Origin of the sequence: Microbacterium sp., assembly GCF_044340635.1 — a bacterium.
Lineage (GTDB): Bacteria > Actinomycetota > Actinomycetes > Actinomycetales > Microbacteriaceae > Microbacterium.
Window position 1 is genome coordinate 18,688 of the sequence record NZ_JBIITF010000006.1, and the last position, 24,511, is coordinate 43,198.

Genomic DNA, 24,511 nt, shown 5'->3' on the forward strand with positions numbered 1-24,511 from the left:
CGCGGCGACCGCCTCGGGCGCCCCATCAGGAGGCCCGGATGTCTGAGCCCACGGGCGCATGGAAGCGCACCGCTGCGGGAGCCGGTCTGCTCGGTCCGGACGGGTCGGTCTCGCCCACCATATTCGCCGAGATGACCGCGCTTGCGACGAGTACCGGGGCGATCAATCTCGGCCAGGGCTTTCCGGACGAGGATGGACCCCTCGAGGTGCTGGACGCCGCCCGCGAGGCGATCGCGCAGGGGGCCAACCAATACGCGCCCGGTCGAGGCATCCCCGACCTGCGCCTGGCGATCTCCGAGCACCAGCAGCGCTTCTACGGACTCCGGTTGGATCCGGACGCGCACATTCTCGTCACAGCCGGGGCGACCGAGGCCATCGCTGCCGCCCTTCTCGCTCTCGTCGACTCCCCCGACGACGAGATCGTCGTATTCGAGCCGTACTACGACTCCTACGCCGCATGCGTCGCCCTCGCGGGCGCTCGGCTCGTGACGGTTCCGCTCCGCTGGCCCGACTATCAGCCCGACCTCGATGCCCTCGAGCGCGCGGTCACCGATCGCACCCGGGTCATCCTGGTGAACAACCCCCACAATCCGACCGGAGCCGTCTTCGAGACGCCGGTGCTTCAGCTCATCATCGAGCTCGCCGAGCGGCACGACGCGGTCATCGTCGCCGACGAGGTCTACGAGCACCTGACGTTCGGTGTCCCGCACGTGCCCCTGGCGACGCTGCCCGGCGGCTGGGACCGAACGCTCACGATCTCTTCGGCCGGCAAGACGTTCTCGACGACGGGGTGGAAGATCGGCTGGGTCACCGGACCCGCCGCGCTCATCACGGCCGTCAACACGGTCAAGCAGTACCTGACGTATTCGAACGGGACGCCGTTCCAACCGGCCATCGCGACCGGTTTGCGTCTGCACGATGCCTTCTTCGAGGGCATCGCGTCGGCGCTGGCGCACAAACGCGACATCCTGGGCACGGGTCTGCGCGCGGCGGGTCTTGTCGTCTCCGAACCGCGTGGTTCGTATTTCACGGTCGCGGATGCGTCGCCACTCGGAGTGACGGATGCCGCGGCTTTCTGCCTCGAGCTGCCCCAGCGCGCCGGGGTCGTCGGCGTGCCCGTGTCGGCCTTCGTCACCACGGAGCACCGCGCACAGTACGCGACGCTCGTGCGGTTCGCAGCGTGCAAGCGCGTCGAGGTGCTCGAGGACGCCGCCACCCGTCTCGCCGCGCTTATGCGTTGAGCCCGCACGCTCCGAGCCTGTCGACGGGACACCGCAATGGCCAGTCCTCCCCAGGACGAGAAATCTCGTGCCCTACCCACCCCAGGCGAATCCAGAGATCCGTGCCGCAGATACGGCGCGATGATCTGCGCATGGGAATCCGTTACTACGCATACGCCTTCGACGCCGACCTCGCACGACAGGCGGTCGACGACCCGCACAGCATCCTGTCCAGTGACCCGCTCGCTGACGCTTGGGGTCTGGAACCGCATGCGAGCGTCGGCGTTACGACGTTCGAGCAAACCACACCCAAGCGCGACATGCTCTACCTGGACAAGGCTTGGCGGGCCCTTCAGTCGCTGACGCGACCGAGCCCTATCGAGGCCGCAACCGGGTCCTCGTATCGAATGTTCGAGGGCGACGTGACGATGCACGGGATGGGGTGGGACCCGTGGGTGAGAACGATCGTGCCGGAAGAGGTTCCGGCCATCCGCGACGACCTCTGCGCGATAGACGAGACCCGGGTACACGCATGGGCGCGGACGTGGCGCAGTCCGCACGGCGCGGACGACGATGCCGAGCTTCAATACGTTCTCGATTACCTCCGCCGCGCTCAGGAATTCCTTGAATCACTGGCCGACGAAGGCCGAGGGATGGTCTACCTCATCGGGTGAACCGGGCGTAATATATAGACAGCTTATATATGTCGAGGGGGGCGTCATGGCCGTCACATCCATTGATATTGACCGCGATCTTCTGCACGACGCGAAAGAACTGCTGGACGCATCCACCAACAAAGAGGCCGTGCAGCGCGCTCTGCAGTACACGATCACGATGCAACGACAGCGGCTGGCGTTCGAGCGGATCTCGCAGCGAGAGTTCACTGACGAGCAGATCGATGCACCGAAGATCGACTACACGCCGTAGTCCCCCACGTCGGTCAGAGGCACGTGAACGAGTCAAAGTCCCCCACTCCGGTCGAGCGCCGCGGGTACTTGGTAGATAACAGCGTGCTGCAGAAGCTGTCACGCAGCGCGAATATACAGCGCCGGTTCGCGGAGATCACCAATACATACCCGATCTACACATGCCCTCCGCAGGTCCTCGAATACTGCTGGTCGGCAAGAAACCCCGCAGAATACGCCGAGCTGCGGCGGGATATGGACCTCTACACGCCCGCGGGAATCGCACCTGAACAGAGCGCGATTCTCGATATTCAGCAAGCCTTGTGGGACAAGGGACTCATGCGCGGAGCCGGAAACGCGGATGTTCTCATCGCGGCGTATGCCCTGGCAAACGACCTCACCCTGCTCACGGCTGATCATGACTTCGAGCACATTCAGCGGGCTCTCGGGCACGGAATCCTGCGGCAGGAGTACGTGGCGGAGCAGAGCGATCCGCCCGGCTAGATCACCGGGGCTCGACGCGGAAACGACGGAGCGCCAGCGCCGGATTCGTCCGCCGCACACGCTCGACAGCCGCACGATCGACGAAACCGACCACGACGTCCGTCCCGGTGCCCATGGCCGCTATCTCGACGCCCTGCGGGTCGATGACGGCGCTATGTCCGACGCCGAGGGGCGGTGGATGATCTGCTGCCGCCACGTAGAGCGTGTTCTCGATGGCTCGGGCCCTGAGCAGCGTCTGCCAGTGGTACTCCTTGAGCGGACCGCGCACCCACTCCGCCGGCACCAGGACGACGTCGGCTCCGGCGTCCGCCAGCAGCCGTGTCACCTCGGGGAACCGCAGGTCGTAGCAGGTCTGGAGGGCGAACCGCAGTCCCTCGCATTCGAACGTCTGGGGTTCCGTGATCTCGCCCGCCTCGACCCAGTCGGACTCGCGTTGACCGAACGCGTCGTACAGGTGGAGCTTGCGATACAGCGCCTGCACTCCCGCACCGTTCACCGCGACGACGGTATTTCGAACCCGCTGCTCGTCGTCCGCTCGCTCGACCATGCCTGCGACGATGTGGACGTCATGCTGGGCGGCGAGCGCCACGAGCCCGGCAACGAAGGGCCCCTCGATCGTCTCGGCGTTGGCGGCGAGGGACTCGTCGAACGGGTCGACGAAGTAGCTCGAATACTCGGGGAAGACCACGAGCCGTGCGCCACGCGCGACAGCGCGCTCGACGAGTTCGCCGATCGAGTCGAGATTGACCTCGCGAGACGCGGTCGGCGCGAACTGGGCCACCCCGACCCCCACGGACTCGCCCATCAGGAATGGTCCTCTCCGCGGACGCGCCAGATCACGGGCACGACCACCCACAGCACGATGATGAGCGCCCCGAGGGACGCGGCCGCGATGTACGCCGCATCCCGACCCAGCACGACATCGAACACGAACGCGACCACGCCCACCAGCAAGACCGAGACCGTGCCGAGCGCGATCATCAGGGCCGTGTGTCCGTATGCCACGATCAACCCCTTTTCCCGACGCCGGAAGAGGAAGCGATGCAGCGCGACAGGAGCGAGAGCGATGATCGCGCTCAGCGCGGACGCGACCACGAGAAAGAGATAGAACGCTCGCTGCCCGCCGTCGAGATCCGAGAAGGCGGGTTGAAACGCGAGCGCGAGCAGGAAACCTGTCAGGATCTGGGTTCCGGTTTGCAGAACACGAAGCTCCTGCAGCACTTCGATCCAATTGCGGTCGTACCGCTCGGAGGGCGTTTCGTCTCGACCGTCGACGATGTCATCCTCCAGCCCCGGAGCGGTGGAGGCGCCACGTCGCCCGGCGTGCGCGATCCCCTCGGCGTCGACCATTTCCCCATCCTGACGTGCGACTCGGTGCGCGGCAACCCAGCAGGTAAACCAGCAGGAAAAGCAGAAGGTCCCGGATGCCTTCGCGGCTTCCGGGACCTTCTTCTTGTTGCGGGGGCAGGATTTGAACCTACGACCTCTGGGTTATGAGCCCAGCGAGCTACCGAGCTGCTCCACCCCGCGGCACAAGAATCGAGCTTAGCATGCGATCTCGGGGCGGTCGAATCGAGACGACTACGGCCGCGATTTCAGGACCGGGGCTCGAGCCGCCCGACACCGTAGCGTCGCTCGGGGGGCACATCCGTGGCATCGCACAGCGCCGTCCACACCTCGCGGGGGTCGACCCCCGCGGCAATTGCTACAGCAGCCGTGCGGCCACCGAGTGCGTCGAGGCCGAGATCGGCCGTCACAACGGCACCATAAGCCGCGCCGAACTCATCCTCGACGGCGCGTTCGAATTCGCTTCGACGCATCCGGGGTCAGCGCAGCGACAGCTCGGCGTCAACGGACGCGACGAGATCGTCGGGAACGACATCCGGGAAGGTCTGGAGGCCTTCCATCACCGAGATGCGATCACCGACCTCGCGCATGATCGTCGAGATAGGCACATCGAGCGCCTCGGCCACAGAAGCGAGGATCTCGCTCGAGGCTTCCTTCTGACCACGCTCGACTTCACTGAGGTAGCCGAGCGCGACGCTTGCCTTGCCGGCGACCTGACGGAGGGTCTGACCCTTCTGCAGACGGAAGTCCCGAAGGACGTCCCCGATCTCTTGACGAACCAGGATCATGATGCCCCCTCCTCACTGTCCTCGTTGTGCCCCACCGGGTGGGCCACATTACAGCACCGAATGGTGCCAATCTAATGCCCTCCGCTATGCAGAGGCTGGGAATCACCGAATGTAACGGAGACGAAACACGTCCTATTCCCTCACACCATGCTCGACAGCGCGGCGAGGGCATACCCGACGCTTTCCGTCCGGATGCTCTCCCGATCACCATCCAGTCGAAGGGTCAGGACACGGGAATCGTCGGGCGTCCTCACTCCGATATGAACCGTACCCACGGGTTGCCCGTCGGGAGAGTCGGGACCGGCGATACCCGTCGTCGCGATGCCGACCTCGGCCGGCCGGCCGTCGATCGCCACCGCGCGGCGCACGCCGTCCGCCATCTGGCGCGCGACCTCGGGGTGAACGGCTCCGTGCTCGGCGAGCAGCTCCGCGTCCACGCCGAGGAGCGAATGCTTGAGCGGGGTGGCGTAGGCGACGATCGCGCCCCGCACCGTGGCGGAGGCTCCAGGAACGGAGATCAGGGCCGCGGCGAGCAGCCCTCCGGTGAGCGACTCGGCGACGCCGAGTGTCCAGCCGCGCGCACGCAGCCGCGCCAGGGCCGCGGCGGCATCCTGGGGGGTATCTCCGGTGGACGCGTAGGGGCGCCACTCCCCCTCGGGCCGCGCGTCGTCCGTCATGTCCGGTCGGTGCGGGAGCGGCGCGCGCCGCGGATCTCGGTCACGACGTAGTCGATCCCGCTCGCGATGGTGAGGATGACGGCGATCCACATCGTCACGATGTTGGCCCAGACGATCCAGTCCCCCACGACCGACGCCAGCGGCAGCAGCGCGAGCGACAGAGCGACGGCCTGCGCGACGGTCTTGAGCTTGCCCATCCACACGGCCGCGACGACATGGTCACTCGCGACGACCAGGCGATGGATGGTGATCCCGATCTCGCGGATCAGCACGACGATCGTGATCCACCACGGCAACTCGGCCAGGATCGACAGACCGATGAACGCGAATCCCGTCAGGACCTTGTCGGCGATCGGGTCGAGCAGCTTGCCGAGGTCCGTGACGATCTTGTAGCGCCGCGCGATGTACCCGTCGATCCCGTCCGTCGCGATCGCGACGATGAACAGGACCGCCGCCCACCAGCGCAGCGCGCCATCGGCGCCACCATCGGCGAGCAGCATCCACAGGAAGATCGGAGCGCAGAGGATCCGCGCGACCGTGATCGCGTTCGGGAGCTGCCGGGGAACGGCCATCAGTCGCGCCCCGTCAGGCCCCAGGCATCCTCGTCGTTGTCCTCAGCGTCGACGACCGGTAGGCCGTCGTACTGGGCGGCGAGAGAGTCGGCGACCGCGTCGGTGCCGTAGCGCGAATCCGTCTCATACCCTGCAGCCGGGGCCGGGGCCGCGGCGGGGGCAGCGGGCGCGGCTGGCGCAGAAGGGGCCACATCCCCGCGGAGCATACCCAGTACCTCGGGTAGCTGTTCAGCGGTTACCAGAACGTCGCGGGCCTTCGAGCCCTCCGAGGGTCCGACGATCTCACGCGCTTCGAGCAGGTCCATCAGGCGCCCGGCCTTGGCGAACCCGACGCGCAGCTTGCGCTGCAGCATCGAGGTCGACCCGAACTGGGTCGAGACGATCAGTTCGGCGGCGGCGAGCAGCAGCTCGAGGTCGTCGCCGATGTCGGCATCGATCTCCTTCTTCTCGGCCACGGCCGCGACATCCGAGCGGTATTCCGGTCGCGCCTGTCCGGTCACGTACGCCACGACCGTCTCGATCTCGCGCTCGCTGACCCACGCACCCTGCACGCGGATCGCCTTCGAAGCGCCCATCGGCAGGAACAGTCCGTCACCCTGACCGATGAGGCGGTCGGCTCCGGGCTGGTCGAGGATGACGCGCGAGTCGGTGACGCTCGTCACCGCGAACGCCAGACGCGACGGCACGTTGGCCTTGATCAGACCGGTGACGACGTCGACGCTCGGGCGCTGGGTCGCGAGGACGAGGTGGATACCCGACGCGCGCGCGAGCTGCGTGATGCGGACGATCGAGTCCTCCACGTCGCGCGGCGCGACCATCATCAGGTCGGCGAGCTCATCGACCACGACCAGCAGGTACGGGTACGGCTTCAGCACCCGCTCGCTACCCGCGGGTAGCTGGATCTCATTCGCGACAACGGCCTTGTTGAAGTCGTCGATGTGGCGGAAGCCGAACGACGCGAGGTCGTCGTACCGCATGTCCATCTCTTTCACGACCCACTGCAGAGCCTCGGCGGCCTTCTTGGGGTTGGTGATGATCGGGGTGATCAGGTGCGGCACGCCCGCGTACGACGTCAGTTCGACCCGCTTGGGGTCGATGAGCACCATGCGAACCTCGGACGGCTTGGCGCGCATCAGCAGGCTCGTGATCATCGAGTTCACGAAGCTCGACTTACCCGAACCGGTCGAACCGGCCACGAGCAGGTGGGGCATCTTGGCCAGGTTCGCGACGACGAATCCGCCGCCCACGTCCTTGCCGACACCGATCGTCATGGGATGCGTGGACTGCTGCGCATTTCCCGATCGCAGCACGTCGCCGAGGGTCACGATCTCGCGGTCGGCGTTCGGGATTTCTACGCCGATCGCGCTCTTGCCGGGGATCGGCGCGAGGATGCGCACCTCGTTGGAAGCCACGGCGTAAGCGATGTTGTTGGTCAGCGCCGTGATGCGCTCGACCTTCACGCCCGGGCCGAGCTCGATCTCGTACTGGGTGACCGTGGGACCGCGTGAGAAGCCCGTCACCCGCGCATCGACGCCGAACTGACGTAGAACCTCGGTGAGCGAGCGCACGACCTCGTCGTTCGCCGCCGAGCGCGCCTTGGCGGGTGTTCCCGCGGCGAGCGCGCTGACGGACGGCAGACGATACGGGTTCGCCGGGCGGTTGCCGGCGAGCGCGCCGTCCGTGCCGAGGCCGGACAGTCCGGGCAGCACACCGTCATCGACCGCTTCGGTGGCGTCGTCGTGGATGGATGTGCCGTGGATCGACGTGCCGTGCTGTCGGGCGGCCGCGGCCGCGCGTTCGGCATCGGCGAGCAGGTTCGGGTCGATGACCTCGGTCAGCGCGTCCGGCGAGAACACCGGGGCGGGCGGGACGGGCGACACCGTGGCGATGGCCTGTTCGAAACCGCCGTGCGTCGAGCCGGGCGTCAGCAGTTCCGTGAGGTCCTGCGAACTCAGCCCACCCTCGGGGTCTTCCTCGCGGCCGGTCTTGTTGCGCCGCCACCACGGGGTTGCGGGATCCTCGGGCTCCGACTGATCCTGGGGTTGGCCCTGATCCTTCGCCGCGCTCTCGGGGCGCGCGTGCTCCCCGAACATCCAGCCGTACAGCTCCCCCAGCCGTGAACCGATGCGGTTCGGCGGGGTCTTCGTGATGATGAGGACGCTCAGGAGTGCGACCAGCACCAGAACGATCCATGCGCCGATGGGAGTCAGCGCGAGGGCGAGGGGTTCGGCGACCATCCAGCCGAACAAGCCGCCCGAACGACTGAGCACGGGCAGCCCCTCACTCGGGACGGGGCGGTCACCGGCGAGATGGCAGAAGCCCGCGCCGGTCAGCACCAGCATCCCGAAGCCGATGCCGATGCGTCCATTGTCGTGAACGCTCGACGGATGCCGGAAGAGCCAGGCGGCGAGGATCAGGACGAGTACCGGCAGGACGAAGGCGAGTCGCCCGAGCATCCCGCCGAAGCTGTAATCGGAGATCGTGCGGGCGACATCGTTGCCGATGAAGAACCATTCGACGACCCCGCCGGCGATCGCCAGCAGCACGAGCAGGAACGGGAAGCCATCACGGCGCTGATCCTTCTCGAGCGTCTCCGGACCGAAGGCGCGGAAGAGCCCCCCCACCCCGTGGGCGAGGCCCATCCAAGCGCGAGCGATCACGGGCGGTCGTTCGGGCTCGTCGTCATAACGCTTGGGTGCGGGCGCGGGCTTTCGCGCGCGCGTCGTGGTGCCCTTGGCGGGCGCGCGGCCGCTTTTGGTCGGACTGGTGCTCCTGGCCATTCCCCCACGGTACGACTGGACGGCGACGTTCTGCCGCAGCGACGCGGCTCGGCCTCAGGCCAGTCTCACCGGAGGCGCTTGACCATCGTGTCGCGGCCGACTCCGGGCTGCGTGACCGCGAAGCCTTCGGAGCGGTAGAAGACGGCGGCGAAGTTGCCGCGCTCGACGTTCAGGCTGAGGCGAGCGAATCCCGCCTGCGTGGCATGCATCGTGAGCTGCTTCAGCAGCGCGCGCCCCACCCCATGCGCGCGCCAGATCGGCCGGACGCCGATGATCATCTCGGGCACCCCCGTGCCGACATGGGCGAAAGCGGGGTCGGTACGCGGAAGCATCCGGTACCAAGCGGCGCCGATGGGTGATCCCTGCGCGTCGAGGGCGACGAACCCGGCGTCGCTCGGACGCTTCCATCCCGCGACGAACCTGCTGTGCTCGGGCGTGGACAGAATCTGGTGCCGTGGACGCGCACCGCCCGCACGCCAATTGACCGCTTCGACGACCATGTCCGCCAAGAACCCGCCATCCGCCTGAGCGGCAGGACGCGTGGTGAACGAGGCGGGCATGCGGCGAGTGTAGCGGCGCCGCGCCCTCTGCTACGCCTCGATGACGAGCGGCACGATCATCGGCCGGCGGCGCAGCGACTGGCTGACCCAGCGACCGATCGTGCGGCGCACGATCTGCGCAAGCGCGTGCGTGTCCCGGACACCCGACTGGGCGGCTTCTTCGAGCGCGGCGGCGATCTTCGGCTTGACGCTGTCGAACACCTTGTCGTCCTCCGCAAAACCTCGCGCGTGGATCTCGGGGCCCGTGATGATCTTGCCCGTGGCCGCGTCGACGACGACGATGACCGAGATGAAGCCCTCCTCGCCGAGGATCCGGCGATCCTTGAGGTCGGCATCCGTGATCTCGCCGACCGTTGAGCCGTCGACGTAGACGAACCCGATGTCGAGCTGACCGACGACGGATGCGACGCCGTCACGCAGATCGATCACCGTGCCGTTCTCGGCCAGGAAGGTGCGCTCGACGGGCACGCCGCTGTCGTGCGCGATGCGGGCGTTGGCGGTCAGGTGCCGGTACTCGCCGTGGATCGGCAGCACGTTCTTCGGCTGGAGGATGTTGTAGCAGTACAGCAGCTCGCCCGCGGCCGCGTGGCCCGAGACGTGCACCTTCGCGTTGCCCTTGTGGACGACGTTGGCACCGAGCTTGGTCAGCCCGTCGATCACGCGGTAGACCGCATTCTCGTTGCCGGGGATCAGGCTGGACGCGAGGATGACCGTGTCTCCCGGGCCGGGCTCGATCTCGTGGTCGAGGTTCGCCATGCGGCTGAGCACGGCCATCGGCTCGCCCTGCGAACCGGTCGACATGTAGACGATCTTGTCGTCGGGCAGGTCGCGCGCCTTCTTGTAGTCGATCAGCACGCCCTCCGGAACCCGCAAGTAGCCGAGGTCCGACGCGATCGTCATGTTGCGCACCATGCTGCGCCCGAGGAACGCCACGCGGCGCCCGTGAGCGGCCGCCGCATCCAGCACCTGCTGCACGCGGTGCACATGGCTGGAGAAGCTCGCGACCACCACGCGGCGCTGGGCCTTGCCGATCACCTGATCGAGCACGGGACCGATCGAGCTCTCGAGCGGGGTGAAGCCCGGGACATCCGCGTTCGTCGAATCGACAAGGAACAGGTCGACACCCTCTTCGCCGAGTCGCGCAAAGGCGCGCAGGTCGGTCAGGCGGCCATCGAGCGGCAGCTGGTCCATCTTGAAGTCGCCCGTGGCGAGCACCAGGCCCGCGGGGGTGCGAATCGCGACGGCGAGCGCGTCGGGGATCGAGTGGTTGACGGCGATGAACTCGAGGTCGAACGGTCCGACCTTCTCGTTCTGCCCCTCACGGACAGTGAGGCTGTACGGGCGGATCCGGTGCTCCTTGAGCTTCGCCTCGATGAGCGCGAGCGTCAGCCCCGAGCCGATGATGGGGATGTCGCCCTTGAGCTTCAGCAGGTACGGAACCGCACCGATGTGGTCTTCGTGGCCGTGCGTCAGGACGAGGCCGACGATGTCGTCGAGACGCGACTTGATCGGCTCGAAGTCCGGCAGGATCAGGTCGACACCCGGCTGGTGCTCTTCGGGGAACAGCACACCGCAGTCGACGATGAGCAGCTTGCCCTCGTACTCGAAGACCGTCATGTTGCGGCCGATCTCGCCGAGACCGCCCAGGGGGAAGACGCGCAGGGTGCCCTTCTCGAGCACCGGGGGTTCGTAGACGTTCGTGGGCATGCTGCCTCCAGGATGCGCGCTTCGCGGCATCCGATCGTGTGTTGTTGTGGTGTGCGCGGCCCCGGTGAGGGGTCCGCGGCTGTGATTCTTGGCGCCCGTTCGGGCGATTGTTCGTGCTTCCGGCGCGCCGGGCGCGAGATCAGCGGGTCGTGCCGTGGATCTTGGGGAGGGCGCCGCCGGCTGCGGCGTTGCGGTCGGGACGGAAGTTCGAGAAGTCGGCACCGGCGACCTCCCGGACGAGGGCGAGTTCGTCCTCGATCGTCGCGGCCTCCCACTCCTCCGGACCGACGAGCGGCAGGCGAACGCGCGGGCTTCCGATGCGGCCGAGGCCGTGCAGGATGTACTTCGCCGCGACCGTGCCCGGTACGTGCGTCATGACGGCACGAACCAGGGGTTCGAGCTGCTGGTGCGCGGCCGTCGCGGCAGCGAGGTCACCGCGGTTCACGGCATCCACGATCGTCCGGTACGGAGTCGCGGTGATGTTCGCGGTCACGCCGATCAGGCCCGAAGCCCCGATCGCCAGGTGCGGCAGCACGTTCGCGTCGTCGCCGGAGAAGTACATCAGATCGGTCTGGTTCAGCACGCGGCTGACCTCGCTGAAGTCGCCCTTGGCGTCCTTCACGGCGAGGATGTTCGGGTGCTTGGCGAGACGCAGGATCGTCTCGTACTTGATCTCGACGCCGGTGCGGCCCGGGATGTCGTAGAGGATGACGGGCAGGTCCGTTGCATCCGCGACGAGGCGGAAGTGGGTCAGGATGCCGGCCTGAGTGGGCTTGTTGTAATACGGCGTGACGATCATGATGCCGTCGGCGCCGGCCTTCTCGCTCGCCTTGTACAGCCCGATCGCGTGCGCGGTCTCGTTGGAGCCGCCGCCCGTGATGATCTTGGCGCGGCCGGCCGAGACGTCCTTGCCGACCTCGACCAGACGGAGCTTCTCGGCATCCGTCAGCGTGCTCGTCTCACCGGTCGTGCCCGTGACGACGATGCCGTCGGCACCCGCCGTGATCACGTCGTCGATGTGCTTTTCGACAGCGGGCCAATCGACCTCGCCGTCGGCCGTCATGGGGGTGACGAGCGCGACCAGCACCTGACCGAAGGGATTGGCGGTGTGCGACATGCTTCCTAGGTTATCGGGCCGCGGTGCGGAGCACCCTCACCCCCGGGGCGTGGGTGGGCGGTTTGACTGATCGTGTTCGTTCCGCACGACCGGAAGCTCGACACACGGGTGGCGTCTCGATCTTGCTCGGCGCGTCGGGCGCCGGCCGTGCGGACGGAACAACCAAGCCCGCCCAGGCCCCGGATGGAACAGCCGATGACCCGGCAAACCCCGACCATTCCTCCCCATGCGATACGTCGGGACGACTCTCCCCCGAAATCCCCGGGGAGGCGATGGGAGGGACGCGGCCGGCACCATGATCACGGGATGCCACCGGATGCCGCACTCGTCTGTCGACGCCTCGGCGGCGTAGCGTCTGCGAGTGAAATGCGAGCCGCGGGCATTTCGCCGCGCGATCTACAGCACGCGATCACCACCGGGACTCTGATCCGGCCGCGCCGCGGGTGCTACGCGATTGCGACGCTCCCGCCTGGGGCTCGCGCCGCGCTCGCACATGGTGGAGCCCTCTGTTGCGCCTCCGCGCTGCGCCTCCACAATGTCTGGATGCTCGATTCCGAAGAAGCGGTGCACGTATGGCTCGGGCCCAACGCGCGGGCTCACCGGCATCCGAACTGCACGTGCCGTGCGCACCGCGACCGTGGGCGTGCGAGCGGATGGCGGGTCTCCCTGACACACTCCCTGGCGCAGGTGCTCGGATGCCTCGGCGAGGAGTCGTTCTTTGCAGCCCTGGAATCCGCCCTGCGAAAGCACCTACTCACCCGCAGTGAACTCGTCGAGCTGCGCCGCTCGATCCCCGCGGCGCACCGCTGGCTCGTCGACTTCGCCCGGCGCGACGCCGACAGCGGCCTCGAGTCGCTGATCCGGCTGCGCCTGCACCGGTTGGGCATCGCGGTGGTGACGCAGGTGAAGATCGCGGGCGTCGGAATCGTGGACTTCGTCCTCGGCGATTGGCTGATCATCGAGGCGGATGGAGATACCCACTCGGGTGAAGACAACCGGCACCGTGACCTCACGCGAGATGCTCGCGCCGCTGCACTTGGATTCGTCACTCTGCGCTTCGACTACGCGCAGATCATTCACGACTGGGAGACGGTCGAGGCGGCGATTCTCGGCGCGATCGCGAACGATCTGCATCGCTCCCCCGCGGGTCTGCGCCGCGAAGCATCCATTCCGCTGACATAGCAATGGACCGTCCGTAACTCAGCCGGCCGAAGGGCGAGCCCGATCTCGTGCCGCCGAGATGCGCCGTCCGCACGACCGAGCGCGCGACACCCCGATGGAGTGAGATTTCGTCGGCGCGTCTGAATCCGATCGTGCAGACGGCACCCGCGAACCACCGCCATGGTCGAGGCGACCAGCACGAACCGGCACCGGTCTCAGCGGCCGCTCTCGCCCACCCGCGCGGCGAGGGACGGCGGCACCAGACGGATCAGAGCCACGAGCGCTTTGTAGCGCAGCGACGGAACCGAAACGGCCTTGCCACGGGCGATATCGCCGAGAGATTCCGAGACGACGTCGGATGCGTCGAGCCAGAGCGCGGCGGGCACACCCTCGTTGCCGGGCGCGAGACCCATCCGCTCGTGGAAGCCCGTGTGCGTGAAGCCCGGGCAGACCGCCGTGACGGTCACCCCGCGCGGTGCGTACCGCCCGTTCGCCCACCGGCTGAAGCTGATCAACCAGCCTTTGCAGGCGCCATACGTCGAGCGCGGAATGAACCCGGCGACGGAAGCAACGTTGACGATCCGCCCGCTGCCCCGCTCGAGCATGCCGGGCAGCACGGCCCGCATCAGACGCATCGGCACCTCGACGTGCAGGGCCAGGTGCCGCGCCTCATCTTCGATGTCGTTGCTCTCGAAAGCGAGATCCAGCCCGAACCCCGCGTTGTTGACGAGCATCTCGATCGGGCGCGCCACGTCGGCGAGACGGTCGGTCACCTTCTGGAGCTGGCGCGGCTTGGTGAGATCGACGGCGAGCACCTCGTAGGAGATCCCGTGGTCGCGGACGAGCTCGGCCCCGAGGCGCTCGAGCGCCCCACGATCGCGGGCGACGAGCACGAGGTCCGCCCCGCGCGCCGCCAGTTGGCGGGCGTACTCGGCGCCGAGTCCCGAGCTAGCACCCGTGATGAGCGCAGTCTTGGCCATCGCGCGAACCCGACGGCGCCCTAAGGCGCGACGCGGCCGTTGCCGTTGAACGAGGCGTGCGTGAACGGCATGAGATCGGTCCAGATGTGCTCCATCTTTTCCGCCACCATCTCGATCTCACGCTGCGGGAACGACGGGAAGTGCGTGCCCTCACGCTTGGTGCGCAGCGACAGGAAGTTCATCAGGGCGCGGGCGTTCATCGTGACGTACATGGACGAATAGATGTTCAACGGAAGCACGATGCGGGCGACCTCGCGCGCGACACCGGCGTCGAGCATCCGCTGGTACGCCTCGAACGCGTGCACGGATGCCTCGCGCGTGACGGCGTCCGTCAGCGCTGTCTGTTCGGGGGTCCCCTCGAGGAACGAGTATGCACCGGGCTTGCCGACCTGGATCAGGCGACGGTCGGCTGCCGGAACGTAGAACACCGGACGGAGCTCCCGGTAGCGGCCCGATTCTTCGTTGTACGAAGCGATGCGGTGCCGCATGAACTCGCGGAACACGAAGATCGGTGCCTGGACGTAGAACGTCATCGAGTTGTGCTCGAACGGCGAACCGTGGCGGTCGCGCATCAGGTAGTTGATCAGTCCGCGATCTCGAGCCGTTGCGTCGGCGCCCGAGGCGGCCTCGTCGAGCGTCTGCTCACCCATGGTCGAGACGCGCGCGGCGAACAGCACATCGCTGTCGGACGCACTCGACCGTACGAGCTCGACGGTCACATCGGAGCGGAATTCGACGGCGGGAACGGTGGACTCGGCGGAGGTAGCAGCATCGGTCACGCGCCCAGACTACCGGCGACCGTGCGACCGATTGTTACGGCGTCGCCGTGAAAAGTCCTTCGATCGCGACCCGCCCGCGCTGGCGCGCCTATCCTGGGTTGCTGTGACTCTCATTGAAGCCCTGATCGGATTGGCCGTCCTGCTGACGGTCACTGTCGTCGCGGGTTTCGTCGTCCGGTGGAACCAGGGACGCGCGCATCACCACGTGCCGCATGAGGTCGTCGAGCCCGCCCGGCTCGGCGCCGACGGCCTGGGCGATGTCGCGACACTCCTGCAGTTCAGTACCGAGATGTGCTCACGCTGTCCAGGGGTCCATCGCACACTCTCGGCGGTCGCCGACGCTCGACCCGGTGTTCGCCACCTGGACGTCGACCTGACCAATCGTCCCGACATCGCGAAGCACTTCCACGTCCTGCAGACCCCGACGACACTCATCCTCGACCGCGCCGGCGTCGTGCAGACGCGCTTCGGCGGTGTGCCGCGCCGTGACGTCATCGAGATGGAGCTCGCGCGTCTGACCGGCGTCGAGCCGGAATCCAAGCCGGAGGCCGAACGTGTCTAACCGCGCGGGCCGACCCTCGGGCATCGACCCTCGTGGTCCGCGTTTTGCGGCATCCATCACCACCGTTCTCCTCGCCATCGCCGTGCTGCTGGGATTGACAGGACTCTCGACGTCGCGGAGTTTCGACTTCGGATTCGTTTCGGGAACCGCGAGCACGTTCCCGGGAGACGGATCGTTCGCGATCACCTACGCCTCGCTCGCGCAGCGCGTGCTCGACCCGGCATTCCTCCTGATGCTCGTGATCGCCCTGCTGTTCCTGTGGGGCGTGCTCGCGCCGAGGACCGCGCCCTGGAGCGTGCTGTTTCGCCGCATCGTCCGCCCGCGTCTGAAGCCCCCGACCGAACTCGAGGATCCGCGCCCGCCCCGCTTTGCGCAGGGTGTCGGCCTCTTCGTCGTGACGATCGGCCTCGTCCTGCACCTCGCCGGTGTGCCGTGGGCACTGCCGATCGCCGCCGCGGCGGCGTTCGTCGCAGCATTCTTGAACGCCGTCTTCGGACTCTGCCTCGGCTGCCAGCTGTACCTCGTTCTGCAGCGCGCCGGGATCGTCGGGCGCGCCCGGCCCGCCATCTGAGACGGAATCCTCGGAGTTGCGTCGCGCACGTCGTCGGGCCGGATTAGGCTGACCGAAGAGACAGATCGTCGGCGATCCGTGCCGACGATGCAGCGGCACAACCACATCGGAGGACTCCCATGAGCGTTACGAGCGAAGCCAGCACCGCCTGGAAGGGCAGCCTGATGGGCGGCTCGGGCACGGTCGCCCTCGACACCTCCCACGCCGGCACGTTCGACGTCAATTGGAAGGCCCGTTCCGAGGGATCCGGCTCCGTCACGACGCCCGAAGAACTCATCGCCGCGGCGCACTCGTCCTGCTTCAGCATGGCCCTCTCGCACGCGCTGAGCGAGAACGGCACGCCTCCCGAGAGCGTGGACACCACGGCATCCGTCACCTTCGTGCCGGGCACCGGAATCACGGGCAGCCATCTGAACGTCAACGCGGTCGTCCCCGGGCTCAGCGCCGAGGACTTCGCCAAGATCGCACAGGACGCGAAGACGGGTTGCCCCGTCTCGCAGGCTCTCGCAGGCATCGAGATCACGCTCGAGGCGACGCTCGCCTGAGGCGGGCGGATCGGATGTCTCAGCGCGTCGTCATCGCGGGCGGCTCGGGCCTCATCGGCCGGACACTCACCGACAGTCTTCTCGCCGACGACGTCGAGGTGACGACCCTCGTTCGTCGTGAACCGAAGGGGCCTTCCGAGGTCCGCTGGTTGGACGGATCGCCCCTCGACCCGAGCGTGCTCGAGGGCGCCACGGCTGTCGTCAACCTGAACGGTGCGAGCATCGGGCACATCCCGTGGACACCGTCGTACAAGCGAACCCTGGTGTCATCCCGGCTCCAGGCCACGGGGGTTCTCGCCGAGGCCCTGCGCGAGCTCGGGAATGCGGCACCCGCGTTCGTGTCGGCCAGTGCCGTCGGCTACTACGGCTCGCAGCCAGGTCGCGAGCTCCGCGAAGACGCGGGTCCCGGCGGCGGATTCCTGAGCGACCTCTGCGTCGAGTGGGAGGCGGTGGCACGGGCTGCGGGTTCTTCTCCGGTCACACTCCTGCGGACTGCTCCGGTCGTCCACCCCGAGGGGGTCCTGAAGCCGCTCATCCTGCTGACGAGACTCGGCGTCGGTGGCCCACTCGGCCGCGGCACGCAGGTGTGGCCGTGGATCTCGCTCGTGGACGAGGTACGAGCCATCCGGCACGTCATCGACGCGCAGCTCGAAGGACCCGTCAACCTGTCAGGCCCCACGCGGGCGACCGCGAACGACCTCGGGTTCGCCCTCGCCCGCCGCATGAACAGGCCCTTCATCGTCCGGGCCCCGGCGTGGGGTCTGCGTCTCGGGCTCGGACGCGACATGGCGGACGCCGTGCTGCTCTCGGACGCGAACGTGATCCCGGCGTCCCTCGAAGCATCCGGGTTCACTTTCACGCACCCGACCGTCGAAGAGGCGATCGCCGAGGTCATTCCGGCCGCGGGCTGAACCACCCCAATGGGGTTCGGCCGAGCGTGCGTCAGGCGCGACCGCGCCTCTCGGCCGTCTCGAACCGGATCGCCTGGCGAACGGCGGAGCGAGCACGCCGCCGGTCCCCCGCACCGTCGTACGCAAGACCGAGCCGGTACCAGGCACGCCAGTCCTCGGGCGCGGACTCCACGGCATCGCGGTACTTCGGGAAGAGCGCCTCGGCCTCGTCGCGATCGACCCGCCCGCTCGGACGCACCGACAACTGCTCGTCGGGGAGGGCGCCCTCGTGCTCGAGCCGTCGACCGAGATTCTCCGCGCGCATCCCGAACCAGAGTTCACGCCCGATCGCCCACGCCGCGATCGCCGGCAAGACGAACAGCGCGACACCCATCGTGATCCCGACCGGATCGCCCGTCGCGAGCAGCAGGAAAGCCCGCTGAGCGACGAGCACCACGTACAGAACCAACACCGCGGCCATGATGGCCGCGCCGATGCGTGCGCTCACAGGCCGGTGATCCGGGCAACCTGCCCGGGCACGCCACCGTCGTCGACGGGGGTCTCCGACTCGTCTCCCGGCATGCGGATACCCACGTCGATGAATCGGTCGAGTCCTACGACGACGCCGCGCACGGTGCGCGCCGCATCCAAGGCGATCCGGATGCCGGGGGCATAGGCCAACGCCGGATCGACCGTGTCGTGGACGATCTGCAGCGACTCCCCTGGGCCCGACAACAGCACCTCTTGCCGCGCGATCACGCCGGGTCGACGGAGCGAGTGGACGGGGATGCTCGCGACGCGCTGCCCGCGGGCGCGCTGGTCGGTGTGCGGCGCCTCGACAGGACCGACGCTCTCGCGTGCGGCGGCCATGAGCTCGGCCGTGCGCACCGCGGTGCCGCTCGGCGAGTCGACCTTGCGTTCGTGATGAGCCTCGACGATCTCGATCGAGGGGAAGAACGGGGCCGCGGCGGCTGCGAGAGCTGTGCCGATGACCGAGCCGAGTGAGAAGTTGGGGATGAAGACGACACCCGTTTTCGCTGCCTCGACGAGGGGTCGGACAAGGGCGATGCGCTCCTGCGACCAGCCCGAGGTACCGACAAGGACGTTGATTCCGCGTTCGATGGCCGCGCGGACGACATCGATCGAGACAGCCGGGCTCGAGACATCCACCACGAGATCCGACCCGTCGATCTCGGTGATCTCGCTGCGCGAGGACAGCACAGCGACGACCTCGTAGCCCTCGGTCGTCTCGATTACGTCGCGAACCACGCCGCCCAGGCGCCCGGTTCCGCCCACGATGGCTACGCGTGTCGTCATGACCCCATCCTAGGTTCGGGTTATGACGCTCGGCGGGACGCCGGGCCGCGGCGCCATAGGCTCGATGCGTGGTGCGATTCATCGAGATGGCGGCGGATGCTCCGACCGCCCATGACCTGCTGACCGAGTACTTCGCGGCCCGCGCCGAGGTGTTCCCGGGCGGCGAGTATCGACCGACGTATCCGGATGCCTCGGCGTTCGTCGCGCCGGATGGCGTGTTCCTCGTGGTCGAGGACGAGGCCGCCGAGGCGGTCGGGCGCACGGAGGTCGGGTGCGGGGGCATCCGACGCATCCCGGACGGTCCGGCCGGTGCGCGATACGAAGTGAAGCATCTGTACCTCGACCCGTCCACCCGCGGTCGAGGGTGGGGTCGTCTGCTGCTCGATGAGCTCGAGCGTCGAGCACGCGCCTGGGGCGCCGCCGAGCTCGTGCTCGACACGCACCACACCCTCGCGGCTGCCGGCGGCCTCTACGCGTCGGCGGGCTTCACGCCGATCGAGCCGTACAACGACAACCCCAACGCGACGCGCTGGTACGGCAAGGCCCTCACATGATCTGAATCCCGCCGGTGCGGGCACTCGGCCGTTCACAATTCAGTCTCTCCTGGGCGGAGCCCGCGCCCGGCTCCCGTAAATCCGCGGGAGACGACCTTGGCCGACCACGCGCGGACTGAATGACGAACTCGTGCGCCGAGAAACAACGGCGCAGGGCCGAAGCTGGCCGGGAGCTAGACCGGGTGGGTCTCGGGCAGACCGGTGCGGAGTTCGAACGGCAGGTGTGCGAGGTCATTGTGGGTCAGCAGCGTCCACGGACGCCCCTGCTTCTGCGCGATCACCGTCAGTCCGCAGTGCGCCTGGTTGAGCGTCATCCAACGCCACTCGGGCGCCCCGAGCACCTCGCGCACGAACCAACTGATCACGAAGTTGTGGGTGATGACGAGCTCGTGCACCTCGCCCGTGCGGCGCACGAGGAACTCGCTCACGGCGTCGGCCATCTGAGCTCGACCCGCCTCGATCTCGGCATCGGTGACCGCACCGAAGAACGGCTCATACACCGCGGGAGTCTCGGGCGACATGCCCGACGGCACGCAGTCGAACAGCAGCGACGACGCCTGGGGAGTGATGGCGGGCATCCGTTCGGCGACCATGCGGGCCGTCTCCGTCGCCCTCAGCAGCGGCGAGTGCCACACAGCGCTCAGGGGCATTCCCGACAGACGATCGGCGATGAGCGAGGCCTGGCGCTGACCGCGCGGAGAGAGCGGACCATCGACGAGTCCGTGCTCGGCATCCTGGTGCTCGCCGTGGCGGACGAGGTAGATGAAGTGCGTCATCCTCGCTCGCTTTCGTCCCGGCGTGCCCCGATGCCACGCCGTTTCCAGCCTATGTCACGAATCGGCGACAGCAAGGAGGTCTGTCACGAAATGGTCTCGGTGGTGCCGAAACGGATGCGTCACTGGGCGGCGCGGGACAGCTCACCCAGGTGCGCGCGGCTGAGCTGCACGCCTACGCCCTGCGTCAGTTCTTCGACGTGCTCGGGCGCGTAGGCGTTGACGATCGGCGCGATGACGGTGCGCTGCGCGAGCAACCAAGCAACCGCCACTGCGGCGTCCGGCACCGAGAGCTCGAGCGCGATCGCGTCGAGCGCCTTGAGCACTTTCTGGCCACGCCGATTGAGATATGCCGCAACCTGCATACCCCGCGCCGAGAGGCCGACACGGTCACGGCTGCGATGCCGCCCCGACAAGAATCCGTGCGCGAGAGGATGCGAGGGTGTGACCGCGATCCCCTGCGCACCGGCGACGAGACGCAGGTCGCCCTCGAAGGCAGAGCGATGCACGACGTTGTAGTGCGCGTCGAGCACCGTGAAGCGGGGGTAGCCAGCTGAGGCGAGAATGCGCGCCTCGACGAGACGCTCGGGCGTGAAAGCTGCAGCACCGAGGTGCCGCACCTTGCCAGAACCGATCAGCCACTCGGCCGTGGCCAGGGTCTCTTCGAGAGGAACGGACGTGTCGGCACCGTCGAGGTACAGGACGTCGATGTGGTCGGTGCCCAGTCGCACGAGGGATGCCTCGACGGCGCGAACGAGGTTGACCGGGCCAAGTCCCGGGTTGTCGGGGTGCGCCCCCACCTTGACGGCCACCACCATGTCGTCGCGCACGTGACGGGATGCCAGCCACTGGCCGATGATGTGCTCGCTGCGGCCCGCCGAGAACGAGTCGGCCGTGTGGAGGGCGTTCCCGCCGAGCTCGACATAGCGGTCGATGATCCGGTGGCTGGTCGACAGATCGATGTTCCAGCCGAACTCCGCGCCACCCAGCATGAGCGGGAAGATCTCGAGCCCGGTCTCGCCGAGCGTGACACGCATGCCGTGACCGATACTCGGGCCGAGTACGGGGATGGGCGAGGACGGGTGCGGGGCGGGCGGCGATGCCTGCCCGGCCGACAGATCGGTGCCCGTGCTGAAGAAACTCATGCTCCCACCCCCTCGCGCGCTAGGTGCCACGAGTCGCGACTTCTTGCCTCATGCCGCGCCCCCCGGCGCTTTCTTCGAGAGTAGGGCAGCCCGCCGACCGTGGCGCGCGTTCCGGTGACGAACCTATGAACTAGCCATAACGCTTTGGTCACGACAGACGACGGAGCCCCCGCACCCGCGAGGGGTGAGGGGGCTCCGCACATCTGACAGATCAGATCAGACAGCAACCTCGGGCGCGCCTTCGGCAGCACCCTGGTCAGCAGCCTGGTCGGCCGACTCTTCGACGACCGGCTCGAGCGACAGCTTGCCGCGGTCGTCGATCTTCGTGATCTTCACGAGGATCTTCTGTCCGACACCGAGCACGTCTTCGACGTTCTCGACACGCTTGCCACCGGCGAGCTTGCGGACCTCGCTGACGTGCAGCAGTCCGTCCTTGCCGGGCAGGAGCGAGATGAACGCGCCGAACGTCGCGATCTTGACGACGGTTCCGAGGAACTGCTCGCCGACCTCGGGGTTCGTCGGGTTGGCGATCGCGTTGACCTGCGCGCGAGCGGCCTCGGCCGACGGGCCGTCGACGGCGCCGATGTACACGGTTCCGTCTTCCTCGATCGAGATCTGGGCGCCGGTCTCGTCCTGGATGGAGTTGATCGTCTTACCCTTGGGGCCGATGAGCTCGCCGATCTTGTCGACCGGGATCTGCACGCTGATGACGCGGGGCGCGGTGGGCGCCATCTCGTCAGGAGCATCGATCGTGGCGTTGATCAGGTCGAGGATGGCGAGACGCGCATCCTTCGCCTGCTGCAGCGCCGCGGTCAGAACCGAGGTCGGGATGCCGTCGAGCTTCGTGTCGAGCTGGATCGCCGTGACGAACTCGCTCGTACCGGCGACCTTGAAGTCCATGTCACCGAGGGCGTCTTCGGCGCCGAGGATGTCGGTCAGAGCGGCGTAGCGCGTCTGTCCGTCGACCTCGTCCGAGACCAGACCCATGGCGATACCGGCGACCGGCGCGCGCAGCGGCACACCGGCGTTCAGGAGCGCGAGGGTCGAAGCGCAGACCGAGCCCATCGACGTCGAGCCGTTCGAGGACAGCGCCTCGGAGACCTGACGGATGGCGTAGGGGAACTCCTCGCGCGAAGGCAGCACCGGCACGAGGGCGCGCTCGGCGAGGAAGCCGTGCCCGATCTCGCGACGCTTCGGGCTTCCCACACGGCCGGTTTCACCGGTCGAGTACGGCGGGAAGTTGTAGTGGTGCATGTAGCGCTTGTGCGTGACGGGCGACAGCGAATCGATCTGCTGCTCCATCTTGAGCATGTTCAGCGTGGTGACACCCAGGATCTGGGTCTCGCCGCGCTGGAAGATCGCCGAACCGTGCACGCGCGGGATGACGTCGACCTGGGCGTCGAGCGCACGGATGTCGGCGAGCCCACGGCCATCGATGCGTATGCCATCCGCGAGGATGCGTCCACGGACGATCTTCTTGGTGACGGACTTGTACGCCGCCGAGAACTCGAGAGTCGCGACGGCCTGCAGCTCACCGGACTCGACAGCCCCGAGCAGTTCGCCCTTGACCCGGTCCTTGAGCTCGTCGTCGGCGGTCTGACGCTCGACCTTGTCGGCGATCTGGTAGATGCCGACGAGCGGGTCGTATGCGCGGTGCGCGACGAAGTCGTACGTCTCCTGGCTGTAGGGCAGGAAGACCGGGTAGTTCGCGATCTCCTTGGCGGCCGTGTTCGCCAGCGTCTGCTGGGCGTTCACGAGCTCGCGCAGGAAGGGCTTGGCGGCCTCGAGGCCCTCGGCCACGACGGACTCGTTCGGCTTGACGGCGCCGCCCTTGATGAGGTTCCAGCTACCTTCGGTGGCTTCGGCCTCGACCATCATGATGGCGACATCACCGTCGGGCAGAACCCGGCCGGCGACGATGAGGTCGAAGACGGCCTCTTCGAGCTGAGTCACGGTCGGGAACGCGACCCACTGGTCGGCGTGCTCGCCGTGACCCGGGATGAGCGCGAGGCGAACGCCGGCGATCGGTCCGGAGAAGGGCAGGCCCGAGATCTGGGTGGACGCCGAAGCGGCGTTGATCGCCAGGGCGTCGTAGAACTCACCCGGAGCGATCGAGAGGACCGTGATGACGATCTGGACCTCGTTGCGGAGCCCCTCGACGAACGAGGGACGCAGCGGCCGGTCGATCAGACGGCAGACGAGGATGGCCTCGGTGGAGGGGCGACCCTCACGACGGAAGAACGAGCCGGGGATCTTTCCGGCGGCGTACGAGCGCTCTTCGACATCCACCGTCAGGGGGAAGAAGTCGAAGCCCTCGCGGGGGTGCTTTCCGGCGCTGGTGGCCGAGAGAAGCATGGTCTCGTTGTCGAGGTAAGCGGCAACGGCGCCCTGAGCCTGCTGCGCGAGGCGGCCGGTCTCGAAGCGGACGGTGCGGGTGCCGAAGCGGCCGTTGTCGAGAACGGCCTCGGCGGATGTGATTTCAGGACCTTCCAAGAGGTCTCTCCTTCTTTGTTTCGACTCGCGCGCCCGTATGGCGCACGAGTGTGTGCGAAGAAGCAGGAACAGGCAGATATGGGCGCGCGGCGCGCAATACGCGATCTAGCCTGCGCTGGCCACCAGTAGAAATCCACTCGGCGCACTCGCGACGAGGAGACCACCACAGGGGACCAGCTTTCTGCCGGCCTGCTCCAGGTGCACCGCGGTTCGCGATGCGTATGAAATTGTCTGATGACACGACGAATGCCACGCCATCACGTTTCACCCTACCAGCCGGTCCTTCGGAATCGCCCGTGCGGCGCGGACGCCAACGGGACGCGAGGGGCACTCCCCCGCCGCCGCGGGCCCGCGTAGGCTGGCGAACATGAGTACCGACGACAAGGCGCCCACCGCGGCAGCCGACGATGTCAAGCGCAAATTCAAAGAGGCGCTCGAAAAGAAGAACGCCAAGCACCGGGAGGGCGAAGCCCACCTGAACGGCGATTCGGCCGTTCACGCGACGCAGGGTCCCGCCTCGGTCAAGCGCGAGTTCCGTCGCAAGAGCGGCTGAGAAGGAGCACC

General features: G+C 67.6%; 28 protein-coding genes, 1 tRNA gene and 1 pseudogene. 12 read left to right on the forward strand and 18 right to left on the reverse strand.

The features are described from left to right. Positions 1-38 precede the first annotated feature (38 nt). From ACIQ0W_RS07100 to ACIQ0W_RS07115, 4 genes are all read left to right on the forward strand, one after another. Positions 39-1,241: an aminotransferase class I/II-fold pyridoxal phosphate-dependent enzyme gene (locus ACIQ0W_RS07100; protein WP_396642059.1), complete on the forward strand. Its 1,203-nt coding sequence runs from the start codon at positions 39-41 to the stop codon at positions 1,239-1,241. Between the two features lie 131 nt (positions 1,242-1,372). Beyond that, the gene (locus ACIQ0W_RS07105; protein ID WP_036297043.1) at positions 1,373-1,894 is read left to right on the forward strand and encodes a DUF1877 family protein; all 522 of its coding nucleotides are present in this window, start codon (positions 1,373-1,375) and stop codon (positions 1,892-1,894) included. A gap of 46 nt (positions 1,895-1,940) precedes the next feature. Continuing rightward, on the forward strand, positions 1,941-2,147 hold the full coding sequence (locus tag ACIQ0W_RS07110; protein WP_036297041.1) for a type II toxin-antitoxin system VapB family antitoxin: 207 nt from the start codon (positions 1,941-1,943) through the stop codon (positions 2,145-2,147). Between the two features lie 23 nt (positions 2,148-2,170). Beyond that, positions 2,171-2,629, forward strand: coding sequence for a PIN domain-containing protein (locus tag ACIQ0W_RS07115; RefSeq protein WP_304686747.1), 459 nt, complete (start codon positions 2,171-2,173; stop codon positions 2,627-2,629). A gap of 1 nt (position 2,630) precedes the next feature. On the opposite strand, the gene ACIQ0W_RS07120 is transcribed toward ACIQ0W_RS07115, so the two are convergent. The 11 genes from ACIQ0W_RS07120 to dapA form a co-directional block, all read right to left on the reverse strand. Then, on the reverse strand, positions 2,631-3,434 hold the full coding sequence (locus ACIQ0W_RS07120) for a carbon-nitrogen hydrolase family protein (RefSeq protein WP_396642060.1): 804 nt from the start codon (positions 3,432-3,434) through the stop codon (positions 2,631-2,633). Beyond that, positions 3,434-3,979 (reverse strand): DUF6328 family protein, encoded by a 546-nt coding sequence (locus ACIQ0W_RS07125; protein WP_304686745.1) that lies wholly within the window; start codon positions 3,977-3,979, stop codon positions 3,434-3,436. The genes ACIQ0W_RS07120 and ACIQ0W_RS07125 overlap by 1 nt, the downstream gene beginning before the upstream one ends. Positions 3,980-4,085: 106 nt before the next feature. Next, positions 4,086-4,159: transfer RNA gene (locus ACIQ0W_RS07130), tRNA-Met, on the reverse strand. A gap of 65 nt (positions 4,160-4,224) precedes the next feature. Further along, a complete protein-coding gene (locus tag ACIQ0W_RS07135; RefSeq protein ID WP_396642062.1) occupies positions 4,225-4,449 on the reverse strand; it encodes a DUF3046 domain-containing protein in 225 nt (74 codons plus the stop codon). Between the two features lie 6 nt (positions 4,450-4,455). Then, positions 4,456-4,764: a helix-turn-helix domain-containing protein gene (locus ACIQ0W_RS07140; RefSeq protein ID WP_036297033.1), complete on the reverse strand. Its 309-nt coding sequence runs from the start codon at positions 4,762-4,764 to the stop codon at positions 4,456-4,458. Between the two features lie 140 nt (positions 4,765-4,904). Then, positions 4,905-5,441 (reverse strand): CinA family protein, encoded by a 537-nt coding sequence (locus ACIQ0W_RS07145; RefSeq protein ID WP_396642063.1) that lies wholly within the window; start codon positions 5,439-5,441, stop codon positions 4,905-4,907. Then, entirely contained in the window at positions 5,438-6,013 is a 576-nt protein-coding gene (pgsA, locus tag ACIQ0W_RS07150; RefSeq protein WP_396642064.1) for a CDP-diacylglycerol--glycerol-3-phosphate 3-phosphatidyltransferase, read from the reverse strand. The genes ACIQ0W_RS07145 and pgsA overlap by 4 nt, the downstream gene beginning before the upstream one ends. Continuing rightward, a complete protein-coding gene (locus tag ACIQ0W_RS07155) occupies positions 6,013-8,793 on the reverse strand; it encodes a DNA translocase FtsK 4TM domain-containing protein (protein ID WP_396642065.1) in 2,781 nt (926 codons plus the stop codon). Before ACIQ0W_RS07155 ends, pgsA begins: the two co-directional genes overlap by 1 nt. A 65-nt stretch (positions 8,794-8,858) precedes the next feature. Beyond that, positions 8,859-9,353, reverse strand: coding sequence for a GNAT family N-acetyltransferase (locus tag ACIQ0W_RS07160; protein WP_396642066.1), 495 nt, complete (start codon positions 9,351-9,353; stop codon positions 8,859-8,861). Positions 9,354-9,383: 30 nt separating this feature from the next. After that, positions 9,384-11,060, reverse strand: coding sequence for a ribonuclease J (locus ACIQ0W_RS07165; RefSeq protein ID WP_396642067.1), 1,677 nt, complete (start codon positions 11,058-11,060; stop codon positions 9,384-9,386). A 139-nt stretch (positions 11,061-11,199) separates the two neighbouring features. Continuing rightward, the gene (dapA, locus tag ACIQ0W_RS07170; protein ID WP_396642068.1) at positions 11,200-12,177 is read right to left on the reverse strand and encodes a 4-hydroxy-tetrahydrodipicolinate synthase; all 978 of its coding nucleotides are present in this window, start codon (positions 12,175-12,177) and stop codon (positions 11,200-11,202) included. Positions 12,178-12,483: 306 nt separating this feature from the next. On the opposite strand from dapA, the pseudogene ACIQ0W_RS07175 reads away from it, so the two are divergent. Both ACIQ0W_RS07175 and ACIQ0W_RS07180 read left to right on the forward strand, forming a co-directional pair. Next, positions 12,484-12,624, forward strand: a pseudogene (locus ACIQ0W_RS07175) (type IV toxin-antitoxin system AbiEi family antitoxin domain-containing protein); the annotation flags it as partial. Positions 12,625-12,720: 96 nt separating this feature from the next. Then, positions 12,721-13,359, forward strand: coding sequence for an endonuclease domain-containing protein (locus ACIQ0W_RS07180; RefSeq protein WP_396642200.1), 639 nt, complete (start codon positions 12,721-12,723; stop codon positions 13,357-13,359). A 194-nt stretch (positions 13,360-13,553) separates the two neighbouring features. Here the strand turns inward: ACIQ0W_RS07180 and ACIQ0W_RS07185 are convergent, their stop codons facing one another. Further along, positions 13,554-14,318 (reverse strand): SDR family NAD(P)-dependent oxidoreductase, encoded by a 765-nt coding sequence (locus tag ACIQ0W_RS07185; protein WP_396642069.1) that lies wholly within the window; start codon positions 14,316-14,318, stop codon positions 13,554-13,556. A 20-nt stretch (positions 14,319-14,338) separates the two neighbouring features. Continuing rightward, positions 14,339-15,097, reverse strand: coding sequence for an FAD-dependent thymidylate synthase (gene thyX / locus ACIQ0W_RS07190; RefSeq protein WP_396642070.1), 759 nt, complete (start codon positions 15,095-15,097; stop codon positions 14,339-14,341). Between the two features lie 103 nt (positions 15,098-15,200). On the opposite strand from thyX, the gene ACIQ0W_RS07195 reads away from it, so the two are divergent. From ACIQ0W_RS07195 to ACIQ0W_RS07210, 4 genes are all read left to right on the forward strand, one after another. Continuing rightward, positions 15,201-15,659, forward strand: coding sequence for a TlpA family protein disulfide reductase (locus ACIQ0W_RS07195; RefSeq protein WP_396642071.1), 459 nt, complete (start codon positions 15,201-15,203; stop codon positions 15,657-15,659). Further along, positions 15,652-16,230, forward strand: a complete 579-nt coding sequence (locus ACIQ0W_RS07200) for a DUF4395 domain-containing protein (protein ID WP_396642072.1) — start codon at positions 15,652-15,654, stop codon at positions 16,228-16,230. The genes ACIQ0W_RS07195 and ACIQ0W_RS07200 overlap by 8 nt, the downstream gene beginning before the upstream one ends. 119 nt (positions 16,231-16,349) lie before the next feature. Continuing rightward, positions 16,350-16,775: an OsmC family peroxiredoxin gene (locus tag ACIQ0W_RS07205; RefSeq protein ID WP_036297007.1), complete on the forward strand. Its 426-nt coding sequence runs from the start codon at positions 16,350-16,352 to the stop codon at positions 16,773-16,775. 14 nt (positions 16,776-16,789) lie between these two features. Next, positions 16,790-17,686, forward strand: a complete 897-nt coding sequence (locus tag ACIQ0W_RS07210; protein WP_396642073.1) for a TIGR01777 family oxidoreductase — start codon at positions 16,790-16,792, stop codon at positions 17,684-17,686. A gap of 31 nt (positions 17,687-17,717) precedes the next feature. On the opposite strand, the gene ACIQ0W_RS07215 is transcribed toward ACIQ0W_RS07210, so the two are convergent. Together ACIQ0W_RS07215 and dapB are read right to left on the reverse strand one after the other, a co-directional pair. Beyond that, positions 17,718-18,173, reverse strand: a complete 456-nt coding sequence (locus ACIQ0W_RS07215; protein ID WP_396642074.1) for a hypothetical protein — start codon at positions 18,171-18,173, stop codon at positions 17,718-17,720. Next, entirely contained in the window at positions 18,170-18,982 is an 813-nt protein-coding gene (dapB, locus tag ACIQ0W_RS07220) for a 4-hydroxy-tetrahydrodipicolinate reductase (protein WP_396642075.1), read from the reverse strand. Before dapB ends, ACIQ0W_RS07215 begins: the two co-directional genes overlap by 4 nt. A gap of 68 nt (positions 18,983-19,050) precedes the next feature. On the opposite strand from dapB, the gene ACIQ0W_RS07225 reads away from it, so the two are divergent. Continuing rightward, positions 19,051-19,536: a GNAT family N-acetyltransferase gene (locus tag ACIQ0W_RS07225; RefSeq protein ID WP_396642077.1), complete on the forward strand. Its 486-nt coding sequence runs from the start codon at positions 19,051-19,053 to the stop codon at positions 19,534-19,536. Positions 19,537-19,709: 173 nt separating this feature from the next. On the opposite strand, the gene ACIQ0W_RS07230 is transcribed toward ACIQ0W_RS07225, so the two are convergent. From ACIQ0W_RS07230 to ACIQ0W_RS07240, 3 genes are all read right to left on the reverse strand, one after another. Then, positions 19,710-20,312: a histidine phosphatase family protein gene (locus ACIQ0W_RS07230; RefSeq protein WP_396642079.1), complete on the reverse strand. Its 603-nt coding sequence runs from the start codon at positions 20,310-20,312 to the stop codon at positions 19,710-19,712. 119 nt (positions 20,313-20,431) lie between these two features. Then, on the reverse strand, positions 20,432-21,454 hold the full coding sequence (locus ACIQ0W_RS07235) for an aldo/keto reductase (RefSeq protein WP_396642081.1): 1,023 nt from the start codon (positions 21,452-21,454) through the stop codon (positions 20,432-20,434). A 216-nt stretch (positions 21,455-21,670) separates the two neighbouring features. Then, positions 21,671-23,947 (reverse strand): polyribonucleotide nucleotidyltransferase, encoded by a 2,277-nt coding sequence (locus ACIQ0W_RS07240; RefSeq protein WP_396642083.1) that lies wholly within the window; start codon positions 23,945-23,947, stop codon positions 21,671-21,673. Positions 23,948-24,314: 367 nt separating this feature from the next. On the opposite strand from ACIQ0W_RS07240, the gene ACIQ0W_RS07245 reads away from it, so the two are divergent. After that, on the forward strand, positions 24,315-24,500 hold the full coding sequence (locus ACIQ0W_RS07245) for a DUF5302 domain-containing protein (protein WP_396642084.1): 186 nt from the start codon (positions 24,315-24,317) through the stop codon (positions 24,498-24,500). Positions 24,501-24,511 lie beyond the last annotated feature (11 nt).

Bases quoted from the DNA above. Each gene is read 5' to 3' on its own strand.
- ACIQ0W_RS07100 (WP_396642059.1), top strand. From the start codon at position 39: ATGTCTGAGCCCACGGGCGCATGGAAGCGCACCGCTGCGGGAGCCGGT.
- ACIQ0W_RS07105 (WP_036297043.1), top strand. From the start codon at position 1,373: ATGGGAATCCGTTACTACGCATACGCCTTCGACGCCGACCTCGCACGA.
- ACIQ0W_RS07110 (WP_036297041.1), top strand. From the start codon at position 1,941: ATGGCCGTCACATCCATTGATATTGACCGCGATCTTCTGCACGACGCG.
- ACIQ0W_RS07120 (WP_396642060.1), bottom strand. From the start codon at position 3,434: ATGGGCGAGTCCGTGGGGGTCGGGGTGGCCCAGTTCGCGCCGACCGCG.
- ACIQ0W_RS07125 (WP_304686745.1), bottom strand. From the start codon at position 3,979: ATGGTCGACGCCGAGGGGATCGCGCACGCCGGGCGACGTGGCGCCTCC.
- ACIQ0W_RS07135 (WP_396642062.1), bottom strand. From the start codon at position 4,449: ATGCGTCGAAGCGAATTCGAACGCGCCGTCGAGGATGAGTTCGGCGCG.
- ACIQ0W_RS07140 (WP_036297033.1), bottom strand. From the start codon at position 4,764: ATGATCCTGGTTCGTCAAGAGATCGGGGACGTCCTTCGGGACTTCCGT.
- ACIQ0W_RS07145 (WP_396642063.1), bottom strand. From the start codon at position 5,441: ATGACGGACGACGCGCGGCCCGAGGGGGAGTGGCGCCCCTACGCGTCC.
- pgsA (WP_396642064.1), bottom strand. From the start codon at position 6,013: ATGGCCGTTCCCCGGCAGCTCCCGAACGCGATCACGGTCGCGCGGATC.
- ACIQ0W_RS07155 (WP_396642065.1), bottom strand. From the start codon at position 8,793: ATGGCCAGGAGCACCAGTCCGACCAAAAGCGGCCGCGCGCCCGCCAAG.
- ACIQ0W_RS07160 (WP_396642066.1), bottom strand. From the start codon at position 9,353: ATGCCCGCCTCGTTCACCACGCGTCCTGCCGCTCAGGCGGATGGCGGG.
- ACIQ0W_RS07165 (WP_396642067.1), bottom strand. From the start codon at position 11,060: ATGCCCACGAACGTCTACGAACCCCCGGTGCTCGAGAAGGGCACCCTG.
- dapA (WP_396642068.1), bottom strand. From the start codon at position 12,177: ATGTCGCACACCGCCAATCCCTTCGGTCAGGTGCTGGTCGCGCTCGTC.
- ACIQ0W_RS07180 (WP_396642200.1), top strand. From the start codon at position 12,721: ATGCTCGATTCCGAAGAAGCGGTGCACGTATGGCTCGGGCCCAACGCG.
- ACIQ0W_RS07185 (WP_396642069.1), bottom strand. From the start codon at position 14,318: ATGGCCAAGACTGCGCTCATCACGGGTGCTAGCTCGGGACTCGGCGCC.
- ACIQ0W_RS07205 (WP_036297007.1), top strand. From the start codon at position 16,350: ATGAGCGTTACGAGCGAAGCCAGCACCGCCTGGAAGGGCAGCCTGATG.
- ACIQ0W_RS07210 (WP_396642073.1), top strand. From the start codon at position 16,790: ATGTCTCAGCGCGTCGTCATCGCGGGCGGCTCGGGCCTCATCGGCCGG.
- dapB (WP_396642075.1), bottom strand. From the start codon at position 18,982: ATGACGACACGCGTAGCCATCGTGGGCGGAACCGGGCGCCTGGGCGGC.
- ACIQ0W_RS07230 (WP_396642079.1), bottom strand. From the start codon at position 20,312: ATGACGCACTTCATCTACCTCGTCCGCCACGGCGAGCACCAGGATGCC.
- ACIQ0W_RS07235 (WP_396642081.1), bottom strand. From the start codon at position 21,454: ATGAGTTTCTTCAGCACGGGCACCGATCTGTCGGCCGGGCAGGCATCG.
- ACIQ0W_RS07245 (WP_396642084.1), top strand. From the start codon at position 24,315: ATGAGTACCGACGACAAGGCGCCCACCGCGGCAGCCGACGATGTCAAG.